Source organism: Pseudarthrobacter sp. B907 (assembly GCF_040137805.1).
Classification (GTDB): domain Bacteria; phylum Actinomycetota; class Actinomycetes; order Actinomycetales; family Micrococcaceae; genus Arthrobacter.
The window spans coordinates 306,065-317,850 of sequence record NZ_JBEEQE010000002.1 but is presented as its reverse complement, the minus strand read 5'-3'; the positions used below and the strand labels follow the sequence as shown (position 1 = coordinate 317,850).

The following is an 11,786-nucleotide window of genomic DNA, read 5'->3' as shown; positions in this document are numbered from 1 at the left end:
CAATGCGCAGCATCTTCCGGCCTTCTGGTGCCAGTGTCACAGTAGGGCTCCTTCATGGGTTGCAACTAGGGCTTCTTCATTGTTGCGCAGTTCCTCGGTGATCCGCGACACGAGGTCTGCGGGGGTGACGTCCCGGCCGGTCTCCTGCGTGATCGTGGTGACGCCGGCGTCGGTGATGCCGCAGGCGATGATCTGGGCGTAGGGCGCCAGGTCGTTGTTGCAGTTGATCGCGAAGCCGTGCATGGTCACGCCTTCGTGGACGCGGATGCCGATGGCGGCGATCTTCCGTGCCGGGCCCTTCTCGTCCTGGTCGATCCAGACGCCGGCGCGGCCCTTGATCCGGACGGCGTCGATGCCGTAGTCGGCAAGGACAGCGATGATGACGGCTTCGAGGCGCTCGACGTAGTCCCGGATGCCGGCCGGATTCTTCAGCTTGATGATGGGATAGCCCACCAGCTGGCCCGGACCGTGCCAGGTGAGCTTGCCGCCGCGGTCCACCGGCACCACGGGTGTCCCGTCGAAGGGGCGTTCGTGGTCTTCGGTGCGTTTGCCGGCGGTGTAGACCGCGGAATGTTCGAGCAGCAGAACGGTGCTGGGGGCGGTTCCGGCGACGACTTTCTCGTGGAGCTCGCGCTGGATGTCCCAGCCGCGGGTGTAGTCGACGAAGTCGGGAGCCAGACCCAGCTGGGAGAACTCAAGAGTCATGGCATCCAGCTTAGTCCTCGGCGCTTCCGCGGACCGATTCTGTGGTGAAGCTCTCATGCCTGTGGATAACTTCTGCAAGGACGGCGCGGATCCGCTATTCCTGAGCTATGGATGATGACACGCTTCCCTCCCGGCCCGGCTCCGGGCGCCCCCCGCAAGTTCCCGGGTACGACGTCGGCCGGCTGCTGGGGCGCGGCGGAACCGCCGCGGTCTGGCTGGCCACGGAACATGTGACGCGCCGTGACGTCGCGCTGAAGTGTTTTGCCTCCGCCGGGCCAACGGCGTCGGACGACGCCGAGGAAGCCGTGCGGCGCGAGATCCGGATCCTTTCCGTGCTCGAGCACGAACACCTCGTCAAAGCCCGTGCCGTGGTGCGGCTGCGCCACGGGAGCGGCGGCGCCGCGGGTCTGGCCCTGGTGCTGGACTACGCGCCCGGCGGATCACTGGCAGCGCTGCTGGCCGCGCGCGGCAGCCTGACGCCGGGGGAAGCCGTCACGATCCTGACGCCGATCGCGCAGGCGCTGGCCTATCTGCACGGGAACGGCTTTACCCACGGCGACGTCTCACCCGGCAACGTGCTGTTCACCGCCCGGGGCAAGCCGCTGCTCTCCGACCTCGGAGTAGCCCGGATGCTGGCGGACCCGGGGGAACCGTCCCGCCCCGGCACGGACGGGTTCCGCGNCGGCAACGTGCTGTTCACCGCCCGGGGCAAGCCGCTGCTCTCCGACCTCGGAGTAGCCCGGATGCTGGCGGACCCGGGGGAACCGTCCCGCCCCGGCACGGACGGGTTCCGCGACCCCGCGCCGGTTGACGCCGTCCGGGCCGGGCTGCAGCCGGAGGGGGACGTCTACGCCGTGGCGGCCCTCGGCTGGTTCTGCCTCACCGGCCGGGCGCCGGAGCCGGAGACGCAGCGGCCGCCGCTGCCGCTGCTGGTCCCGGGGGTTCCGGCCGGCCTCGCCGAGGCCCTCGAGGCGGGACTGCGCACCGACCGGCGGCAGCGGCCGTCCGCGGCAGAACTTGCAGCCGCCGTCTTCCGCAGCGCCCCGGCAGCGCCCGTGGACCTCTCGGCGTCGGTGCACCCGACCGTGCTGCCGCAGCTGCTGACCCGGCGGTCCCTGCCCGTCAGAGCGAGGGCGCGCCGGACGGCCTGGCTCCGGGCCTGGCTCCGGGCCCGGCAGGGCAGGGCGCAGGGCCTGGGGCGTGGTCGGGGGCGCCGTCCAAAGGCTGACTCGCGGGTTCGCCCCGCACTCGCCGTATCGACGCCGCGAGCGGGGACCGAAGCCGCGACCGGAGGGGCAGCCCGGGCACGGCACGCAGCATCCCGTGTCAGGGTGCAGGGTCTCCGGAGGACGGGCTTCCTGGGCGCCGGGGCCGGCATCCGACGGATCGCGGCCGCGTTTGTGCTGGCAGCCCTCGTCACGGCCGGCGGCATCGTCGTGGCACCGCTGCTCGCCGGTCCAGCACCCGGACCGGCCCCGGTGCCAGGCCAAGGGCCAGGTTCGGGCCCCGCCGGCCAAGCCAACCCGACCGCAGCCGCAGTAACCCCGGACGTTCCCGCGGAACTGCGGAATTTGCTCGCGGCGCCACGGCCGGAGGACGCCGTCCGGGGCCTCGCCGGCCTCCGGTCCTATGCCCTCGCCTCGGGCAGCCTCGGCTTACTGGAGCACGTCAACGAACCGGGGTCGCCCGCCGCCGCCGCGGACGCCGCACTCGGTTCCCGGCTGGCGGAATCGGGCCACGTGCTGGAGGGGTTCGAGGCCCGGCTCTCGCTGGTCGAGAGCCTGCCGGAAAGCACCCCCGCCCGGGCGGTGGTGGCGCTCAGCGTGGCCTCGCCGCCGTACCGCGAACGGGAAGCCGACGGCTCGGTCGTGGCCGAGGCGGCCGCCGCGGGGGAGCGCCGGCTCCGCCTGGTCCTGGTGCCGGTGGACGGCAGGTGGCGGATCCAGGAGATCCTTCCCGGCGCCGCGGGCTAGGAGGGGCCCGCCACCCAGGCGGCGGCCTCGGCCAGCGAGGGGTGCTGCCACTGGAACCCGGCACCGGCCAGGGCCGCGGGCTCCATCCGCTGGCTGGCCAGCAGCAGCTCGTTGGCCAGCTGGCCCATCACGAGGCGCAGGACCGGCGCGGGCACCCGCAGCAGGGCCGGCCGGTGCAGCGCCCCGGCCAGCCGCGCGATCAACGAGTTCACGTCCGCGCTTTCCGGCGCGCAGACGTTGACCGGCCCGTCCAGCGGGGCGGTAAGCAGGAATTCGAAGGCGCCCGCCACATCCGGCAGCGTAATCCACGGCCAGTACTGGCGGCCGTTGCCGAGGGGTCCGCCCACGCCCAAGCGCAGCAGCGGCAGCAACCGGCCCTGCGCCCCTCCGCTGCGGCTCAGGACGACGCCGGTGCGGGCGGTGACCACCCGGACCCCGGCCGGCGCCTGGTGCGCGGCGGCCTCCCAGTCGACGCAGATCCTGGCCAGGATGCCGTTCCCCGCCGGAGCGTTCTCCCGCAGCACCGCGGGCCCGGCGTTTCCGTAGTAGCCGGAGGCGGACTGGCTCAGGAAGACCTGCGGCGGGGTGTCCATCCGGCCCATCGCCGCCGTCAGGGTCCGCGTGGCGTCAAGCCGCGAGGTGCCCAGCTCGTTGATCCGGCGCCGCGTCCAGGGCCGGTCGCCGATCCCGGCGCCGGAAAGGTTGATGACGGCGTCGGCGCCCTTGAGGGCAACGTCGTCGATCCGCCCCGCGGCGGGATCCCACTGGAACTCGGCGGCCGAGGCGGGCGGCCGCCGGACCAGGCTGACGACGTCGTGCCCGCTGCCGCGCAGCGTGCCGGAAAGGGCGGTTCCGATCAGCCCGGAGGCGCCGGCAACAAGGATTCGCATGATCCATCTCACCATGCCCGGCACGGCAGGGGAACCTCCACGGAGGCCGCGTCCGTTTTGACTATGATCGAACGATGACCAATTCGAGCTACCTCCGTTTTCCGCATCTTCACGGCGATCTGGTCACCTTCGTGGCCGAGGACGACGTCTGGATTGCGCCTCTCGACGGCGGCCGCGCCTGGCGGGTTTCCTCGCTGCAGCTGCCCGCCCGCAACCCCCGCTTCAGCCCGGACGGGCAGCGCCTGGTGTGGACGGTCGTCCAGGGCACCGCCCCGGAGGTCGTGACCGCGGACGTCGACGGCGGCGGATACCGGCAGCTCAGCTACTTTGGCCACAGCTCCACGCGGGTCAAGGGGTTTACGCCCGACGGCGACGTGGTGGTCACCAGTGCGTTCCGGCAGGCGGACAGCCGCCTGACCCACGCCTACAGCCTGCCGGTGGACGGCGGCTGGGCCGAGGAACTGCCGTTCGGGCCGGTCGAGTCCGTGGCGTTCGGCACCGTCCTCGGGGACGAGCGGCCCGTGGTCCTTGCCAGTGTGCTTTCCCGCGAACCTGCCTGGTGGAAGCGCTACCGCGGCGGCACCGCCGGCAAGCTCTGGATCGACGCGGACGGGAACGGCGAGTTCGAACGGCTCGTGCCCGAACTCGACGGCAACCTCACCGACCCCATGTGGGTCCGCGGCCGGATCGCCTTCCTCTCCGACCACGAGGGTTACGGCAACCTCTACTCCGTGCTGCCCAACGGTACAGACCTCCGCCGGCACACGGACCACGAGGACTTCTACGTCCGGCACGCAGCCACGGACGGTGAGCGGGTGGTCTTCGAATCCGCCGGTGAACTCTGGCTCCTGGCCGGCCTCGACGCGGACGCGATCAAGCTCGACATCACCCTGGGCTCGGCCTCGCAGGCCCGGCGCTCCACCGCGCTGAAGCCCTCCCGCCACCTTGGCGATGTCATCCCCGACCACACCGGCGACGCCAGCGCGGTGGAAGCCCATGGCACCCTGCACTGGCTGCGGCACAAGGACGGTCCCTCGCGCATTGTGGAGGCCACCGCCGGCGTCCGCGCACGCCTGCCCCGCCCCTTCGGCGACGGCCGGATCGCCTACGTCGCGGACCACGGGGGAGCCGAAGCCCTCTACCTGAAGGCCATCGCGGCCCCCCTGCACGCCGGCCCGGCAACCGCCCCGGCGGCTGCCGCCAAGGCCGGGCACGACGCCGGCGGCGGCACTCCGCTGCCCCGGCCCGTCTCCGCAGCCGCCCTGACCCGGCCGGCCGCCGGCGCGGCCGCCGGCGCGGTCGTCGCGGCGGACGCAGCGCCCGGCGATGACAGCGAGGGCGTGGCCCCGGAGGGCGTTTCCCCGGCCGGCGTGTCCCGGGACGGCGCAGCGCATGCCGCAGCCGGGCAGCTTACCCGGATCGACTTCCCGAAGCCGAGCCACGCCAGCGCCCTGGAGGCCAGCCCGGACGGCCGCTGGGTCGCCGTCGGCACCTCCTTCGGCGACGTCTACCTCGCGGACACTCGCACCGGCGCCCTGACCGTGCTGAGCAGCATCGGCGAGGGCAGCATCGACGGCTTCAGCTGGTCGCCGGACTCGGCGTGGCTGGGCTGGGCCGAGCCGGTCACCTCCTTCGGTTCCCGCACCCGGCTCCGGCTTGCCGGAATCGCGGCCGGAACAGGCACGGGCGAGCCGGGCGCGGGGGAACCTCCCGCCCGGCCCGTGATCATCGACGTCACCGACGGCCGGTTCCGGGACGAGTCGCCGGCATTCACCCCGGATGGCAAGTTCCTCGCCTTCCTCTCCAACCGCAGCTTCGACCCGGTCTATGACGGGCACTCCTTCGACCTGTCCTTCCCGAGCCCGATCAAGCCCTACCTCGTGGCCCTGGCCGCCGACACCCCGTCCCCGTTCGGGCCGAGCGTCGCCCTCCCCGACGATGACACCGACTCCGCCGGGGCCACGGAGGCTGCCGGCACCGAGGACGCGGTGTCGGTCAGGGTCGACGCCGAGGGGCTGGCGCACCGCGTGATCAACGTCCCGGTCCCGCAGGGCAACTACTCCGACCTCTCCGCCACCGCCGGCGCACTGCTCTGGCTCGACCACGAGCTGGCCGGCGTGACCGGGGAAGGCCGGGCCACGCTGGAGGACAAGAACGCGGCGCCGAGCCTGGTCCGCTTCGACTTGGCCAAGCGCCGCACCACCACGATCGTCGAGGCCCTGGACAGTTACCGGCTCACCGGCGACGGCGAAAAAGTAGTCCTCGTCCAGGACAAGCAGATCCGCGTCTCACCGGCCGCGGCCAAGGCCGACGAGGACTCCGGGCAGCTCGTCAAAGTCGACCTGAACCGTATCCGGGTCCGGCTGGACCCGGTCAGCGTCTGGGGCCAGGCCTTCGACGAGGCCTGGCGCCTGCAGCGCGACTTCTTCTGGACCGAGGACATGGCCGGGCAGGACTGGGATTCCGTGCACGCCCGCTACCGGCCGATCGTGGACCGGCTCGGCTCGCACGACGACCTGGTGGACCTGCTCTGGGAACTCCACGGCGAACTGGGCACCTCGCACGCCTACGTCCGCCCGGCCCTGGTGACCGAAAACGGCAGCAACGGCCAGGGCCGCCTCGGCGCCGACCTCGCGTACACCGGCGAGGGCTGGGAAATCACCCGCATCCTCGCCGGGGAGTCCTCGGACCCGCTCGCGACCTCGCCGCTGACCCGGCCCGGGGTTGATGCCAAGACCGGCGACGTGCTGCTGGCGATCGACGGCGTCGAACTCTCCGCGGCCCTCGCCCCGGCCGTGCAGCTGGCCGGCGCCGCGGGCCGCGCCGTCGAGCTGACCCTGCGCAACGGCGCCGGGCACGGCGGGCAGGCCGGCAAGCAGCGCCGCGTCGCCGTCGTGCCGGTCAAGGACGAGGAACGGCTGCGGTACCAGGAATGGGTCGCCTCCAACCGCCGCACCGTGCGCGAAGCCTCGCAGGGCACCTTCGGGTACCTGCACATCCCGGACATGCTGGCCAACGGCTGGGCGCAGCTGCACCGCGACCTGGACACCGAAACCTCCCTCGACGGCCTGATCGTGGACGTCCGCCGCAACCGCGGCGGGCACACCTCACAGCTGGTCGCCGAGCTGATCGGCCGCAAGGTCACCGGCTGGAGCATGCCGCGCGGGGAGCGCCCGCGCACCTACCCGCACCACGCCCCGCGCGGCCCGGTCGTCATCCTCACCGACGAATTCGCGGGCTCCGACGGCGACATCATCACCCAGGTGTCGAAACTCCGCGGCATCGGCCCGGTCATCGGCACCCGGACCTGGGGCGGCGTCGTCGGCATCGACAACCGCTTCGCCCTCGCCGACGGCACCGGGGTCACCCAGCCGCGCTATGCGACGTGGTTCACCGGCGGTGTGGGCTGGGGCGTCGAGAACTACGGTGTGGCCCCCGACATCGAGGTGGCCTTCCCGCCGCACGCTTACGCGGCCGGGGCGGACCCGCAGCTCGAGTACGGCATCGGCGCGCTCAAGGAAATGATCCAGGAGCTGCCCACCGACCGGCCGCCGCTGCGCGAGGGCTACCGCACGGTGCGTCCGGCCCCGTTGCCGGCCCGCCGGCAGGCAGACTAGCAGAAAACGACGAAGGCCCCCGCCCCGGATGATCCGGTGCGGAGGCCTTTGGCGTCCCTGGGGGAGCCGGTGCTACGCGGCCAGGGTGGCGTCGAGGGTGATCTCGATGCCGGTCAGGGCCGCGGAGACCGGGCAGCCGGTCTTGGCTTCCCCGGCGATGCGCTGGAAGTCCTCCTCGGAGATGCCGGGCACCCGGGCGTTGAGCGTGAGGTGGCTGCCGGTGATTCCCGTGCCGGGCTCAAAGGTGACGTCGGCCTTGGTGTTGACTTCCTCCGGGGCGTGGCCGGCCTGGGCCAGGGCGTGGCTGAACGCCATCGAGAAACAGGCGGAGTGCGCGGCGGCGATCAGTTCCTCCGGGCTGGTCTTGCCCTCGGCAGCCTCGGCGCGTGCCTTCCAGGTCACGTCGAAGTTGCCGAGCCCGGAGCTGTCCAGGGTGGTGTTGCCCGCCCCCGACATCAGGTCGCCGTTCCATACAGTGTGTGCGGTGCGTGTTGTTGCCATGTCCACTCCTCAGCGTCGTTGAATCAGCGATCCTGCCAGGTAGGCGGGATCCTGCCGTTCCCCATCCTAAGGAGTCGGGACCGCCGCCGCACCCGGTGTCCGCTCTCAGAGGATAGCCTCGACATTCGTGCCGGGCCCGTTTTTAACGACGGCGGCGACGCACCCTCGCGGGGTGCGTCGCCGTCGTTGTGGTGGGCGGAGCTTACTGCCAGAGGGAGGCGATGGCCACGTTCAGCAGGGCAAGGCCACCGACGCTGTGGGCGAGGCCCTTGCTGACGGGTTCGTCCTTTTTGTACTTGCGGCTGCCGATGAACGCGAGGACCACGACGGCGAGAGCGATCGAGAACTTGATTCCCAGCTTGAAGTAGTTCGCCTCCATGTTCAGGGCCGGGATGAGGCCCATCATCACGACGCCGGTGATGATCTGCAGGGCGGCGCCGTCGAACTGGCGGGGGTGCACGGTGGGCTTCTTCATCTGGGCAATCCAGATACCGACAATCATGGCGGCGCCGATGATGTGCAGGAAGACCATGATGTTATAGACGATGTTCATGGGACCTAGCTTAGCGACAAAGTGTCCGCAAATTGCGAAGGGCACCCTCCCGGACGGGAAGGTGCCCTTGACTCACCTTTCGGTGGCTGCGGCCTAGAGGCCGAGGTCGGCTTCGAAGGCGCCTTCCTCAAGGCGTGCCTTCAGCGTCTGCAGGAAGCGTCCCGCGTCGGCGCCGTCCACCAGGCGGTGGTCGTACGTCAGCGAGAGGTACATCATCGAACGGATCGCGATCGAGTCGTCGCCGTTCTCGTCGGAGACCACTACGGCCCGCTTGACGATCGCCCCGGTGCCGAGGATGGCGACCTGCGGCTGGTTGATGATCGGGGTGTCGAAGAGGGCGCCCACGGAACCGATGTTGGTGATGCTGAAGGTACCGCCGGAGAGCTCGTCCGGGCCGATCTTGCCGTTGCGGGTGCGGTCGGCGACGTCGGCGATCTTACCGGCGAGGCCGGCCAGGTTCAGGTTGCCGGCGTCGGCGATGACCGGAACCAGCAGGCCCTTGTCGGTGTCCACCGCAATCGCCAGGTGCTCGGCGTTGTGGTAGGTGATCTCCTGCTTGTCCTCGTCGTAGGAGGCGTTGACCTTCGGGTGCTGCTTCAGGGCCTCGGCGACGGCCTTGGCGATGAAGGGCAGGAAGGTCAGCTTGGAGCCGTTCTGGGCCTGGAAGGAGTTCTTGGCCTTGGCGCGCAGCTTGGCGACCTTGGTCATGTCCACCTCGTGGACCTGGGTCAGCTGGGTGGAGATGTCCAGCGACTCACGCATGCGGCGGGCAATGACCTGGCGGATGCGCGGGGCCTTCTGCACGGTGCCGCGCAGCGAAGACAGTTCAGCCGATGCCGCGGCCGGGGCGGCGGACGGGGCGGAGGCAGCGGCCGGGGCTGCCTTGGCTTCGGCCGCGGCCAGCACGTCCTGCTTGCGGATGCGGCCGCCGACGCCGGTGCCGGTCAGCGAGGAGATGTCCACACCCTGCTGGTTGGCGAGCTTGCGGACCAGGGGAGTGACGTAGCCGGACTCGGCCGCGGCTGCGGGAGCGGCCGGGGCTGCTTCCTGCTTCGGGGCTTCCTGCTTCGGGGCCTCGGCCGGAGCCGGGGCTTCCTGCTTGGGGGCCTCCTGCTTGGGGGCCTCCTGCTTGGGGGCTTCCTGCTTGGGCGCCTCGGGGGCCGGTGCGGCTGCCGGGGCAGCTGCGCCGGAGCCGATCACGGCGAGGACGGAACCGACCTCGGCCGTCTCGTCCTCGGCGACGCGGATTTCCTGCAGGGTGCCGGCAACCGGGGACGGAATCTCGGTGTCGACCTTGTCGGTGGAAACTTCCAGCAGCGGCTCGTCCACCTCGACGGTGTCGCCGATGCTCTTCAGCCAGCGCGTGACGGTGCCTTCGGTGACGCTCTCGCCCAGGGCGGGAAGGGTCACCTCGTGGCCCTCGCCGGCCGGGGCGGCCTCGGTGGCGGGTGCTTCGGCCGGAGCGGCTTCGGCGGCAGGTGCGGCGGGCGCCTCGGCGGGGGCTTCTTCGGCCGGAGCCTCTGCGGCGGGGGCTTCCTCGGCGGCCGGGGCAGCGGATTCGGCAGAACCGGAACCGGAGCCGTCGCCGATGCGCACCAGCGGTGCGCCGACCTCGGCGGTCTCGTCTTCGGCGACGAGGATTTCCTCGATCACGCCGGCGATCGGAGAGGGGATCTCGGTGTCTACTTTGTCGGTGGAGACTTCGAGCAGGGGCTCGTCCACCTCTACCCGGTCACCGACCTGCTTGAGCCAGCGGGTGACGGTTCCTTCGGTGACGCTCTCACCGAGGGCGGGCAAGTTAACGGATTCAGACATGTCGTCCCCGTTCTCCTTATTGATCTTTGGTGCGGATGGTTGCTGCCTGGTTCGAGCTTAGTGCACCCGGCTTTTCCGGCCGGATGCACTAAGCGCGGTGGTCTTGCGGTGGTGCGGGCTGTTAGCCGTGCAGGGGCTTCCCTGCCAGGGCGAGGTGGGCTTCGCCGAGCGATTCGTTCTGCGTCGGGTGGGCGTGCACCAGCTGGGCCACGTCCTCGGGGTAGGCTTCCCAGTTCACGATCAGCTGGGCCTCGCCGATCTGCTCGCCCATGCGGGCGCCGATCATGTGAACGCCGACGACGGGGCCGTCCTTCTGGCGGACCAGCTTGACGATGCCGGAGGTGCCCAGGATGGAGCTCTTGCCGTTGCCGGCGAGGTTGTATTCCTGGGTTTCGATCTGGTCGTCGCCGAACTTGGCCTTGGCGGCCTTCTCGGTGTAGCCGACCGTGGCGATCTCCGGCTCGGAGTAGGTGACCTTGGGGATGTTGACGTCCTCAACCACCACGGGCTTGAGGCCGGCGATTTCCTCGGCTACGAAGATGCCCTGCTGGTAGCCGCGGTGGGCGAGCTGGACTCCCGGGACGATGTCGCCCACGGCGTAGATGTTGCCGACGCCGGTGTGCAGGCGCTCGTTGGTGATGACAAAGCCGCGGTCGATCGTCAGCCCGGCTTCTTCGTAGCCGAGGTTGGCCGTGACCGGGCCGCGGCCGACGGCGACCAGCATGAGGTCGGCCTCGAACGTCTTGCCGTCGACGAGGGTGACCTTGACGCCGTCGTCGTTCTGCTCGACGCCCTGGAAGAAGACGCCGGTGGAGAACTTGATGCCGCGCTTCTTGAAGGCGCGCTCAAAGTTCTTGACGATGGTTGCGTCCTCGTTCGGGACGAGGGACGGCAGGCCTTCGATGATGGTGACGTCGACGCCGAAGGACTTCCAGACCGAGGCGAACTCGACGCCGATCACGCCGCCGCCGAGGATGATGGCGCTCTTCGGGATGAAGTCCATGGTGAGGGCTTCGTCGGAGGTGATGACCTTGCCGCCGATTTCGAGGCCGGGCAGGGTGCGGGAGTAGGAGCCGGTCGCGAGGACGATGTTCTTGCCCTTGTACGCGGTGCCGTTCACGACGACGGTGTCGGTGCCCTGAAGCTTGCCCTCGCCCTCAATGACGGTGATGCCCTTTTTGCCCTTGATGAGTCCCTGGAGGCCCTTGAACTTGCCGGCAATGATGCCGTCCTTGTACGCGTTGACGGCGTTGATGTCGATGCTGTCCAGTGTCACGTTGACGCCGTACTTGGCGGAATCACGGGCGTGGTCGGCCAGTTCGGCGGAGTGCAGCAGGGCCTTGGTGGGGATGCAGCCGTTGTGCAGGCAGGTGCCGCCGAGCTTTCCCTTTTCGATGAGGCCGACCGTAAGGCCGAGCTGGACGGCGCGGAGCGCAGTTGCGTAGCCGCCGCTGCCGCCACCGAGTACCAGGATGTCGAATTCTTGCGCAGTTGCCTGATCGGCCACTAAAACGCTCCCTCGCGTGAACGATGACACGAGAACACGCATCATCTGGTCTTGGAACTTCTCTGCCGTGATTATGCCAGCAGGCCGGTTCCCTTTCGTTTGGAATTACTTCTGTGAAGCTGATTGCTGTGAAACTACGGTTCACCTTAGCGAACCACTAATACATGCTCCACCTTGCCGTGGCGTTTGTGGAGCGCTTGTGTCCAGTGTCACGCGGCCTTGTGG

The 11,786-nt window shown here is 70.2% G+C and carries 8 protein-coding genes; 2 read left to right on the top strand and 6 right to left on the bottom strand.

Annotation, left to right across the window (positions count from 1 at the left end):
* Window positions 1-36: 36 nt before the first annotated feature.
* The gene (gene lipB / locus ABLI39_RS03035) at window positions 37-762 is read right to left on the bottom strand and encodes a lipoyl(octanoyl) transferase LipB (protein WP_349411892.1); all 726 of its coding nucleotides are present in this window, start codon (window positions 760-762) and stop codon (window positions 37-39) included.
* Between the two features lie 50 nt (window positions 763-812).
* Between lipB and ABLI39_RS03030 the strand changes: the two genes are divergently transcribed.
* On the top strand, window positions 813-2,678 hold the full coding sequence (locus ABLI39_RS03030; protein WP_349411891.1) for a serine/threonine-protein kinase: 1,866 nt from the start codon (window positions 813-815) through the stop codon (window positions 2,676-2,678).
* Here ABLI39_RS03030 and ABLI39_RS03025 read toward each other — a convergent pair.
* Window positions 2,675-3,568, bottom strand: coding sequence for a TIGR01777 family oxidoreductase (locus ABLI39_RS03025; RefSeq protein ID WP_349411890.1), 894 nt, complete (start codon window positions 3,566-3,568; stop codon window positions 2,675-2,677). The two genes, ABLI39_RS03030 and ABLI39_RS03025, sit on opposite strands and share 4 nt — an antisense overlap.
* A gap of 74 nt (window positions 3,569-3,642) precedes the next feature.
* On the opposite strand from ABLI39_RS03025, the gene ABLI39_RS03020 reads away from it, so the two are divergent.
* Window positions 3,643-7,185: a S41 family peptidase gene (locus tag ABLI39_RS03020; protein WP_349411889.1), complete on the top strand. Its 3,543-nt coding sequence runs from the start codon at window positions 3,643-3,645 to the stop codon at window positions 7,183-7,185.
* A gap of 72 nt (window positions 7,186-7,257) precedes the next feature.
* Here the strand turns inward: ABLI39_RS03020 and ABLI39_RS03015 are convergent, their stop codons facing one another.
* From ABLI39_RS03015 to lpdA, 4 genes are all read right to left on the bottom strand, one after another.
* Window positions 7,258-7,686 (bottom strand): OsmC family protein, encoded by a 429-nt coding sequence (locus ABLI39_RS03015; protein ID WP_349411888.1) that lies wholly within the window; start codon window positions 7,684-7,686, stop codon window positions 7,258-7,260.
* Between the two features lie 202 nt (window positions 7,687-7,888).
* The gene (locus tag ABLI39_RS03010) at window positions 7,889-8,239 is read right to left on the bottom strand and encodes a hypothetical protein (RefSeq protein WP_349411887.1); all 351 of its coding nucleotides are present in this window, start codon (window positions 8,237-8,239) and stop codon (window positions 7,889-7,891) included.
* Between the two features lie 93 nt (window positions 8,240-8,332).
* Window positions 8,333-10,054: a 2-oxoglutarate dehydrogenase, E2 component, dihydrolipoamide succinyltransferase gene (sucB, locus tag ABLI39_RS03005; protein WP_349411886.1), complete on the bottom strand. Its 1,722-nt coding sequence runs from the start codon at window positions 10,052-10,054 to the stop codon at window positions 8,333-8,335.
* 121 nt (window positions 10,055-10,175) lie between these two features.
* The gene (gene lpdA / locus ABLI39_RS03000) at window positions 10,176-11,561 is read right to left on the bottom strand and encodes a dihydrolipoyl dehydrogenase (protein ID WP_349411885.1); all 1,386 of its coding nucleotides are present in this window, start codon (window positions 11,559-11,561) and stop codon (window positions 10,176-10,178) included.
* Window positions 11,562-11,786 lie beyond the last annotated feature (225 nt).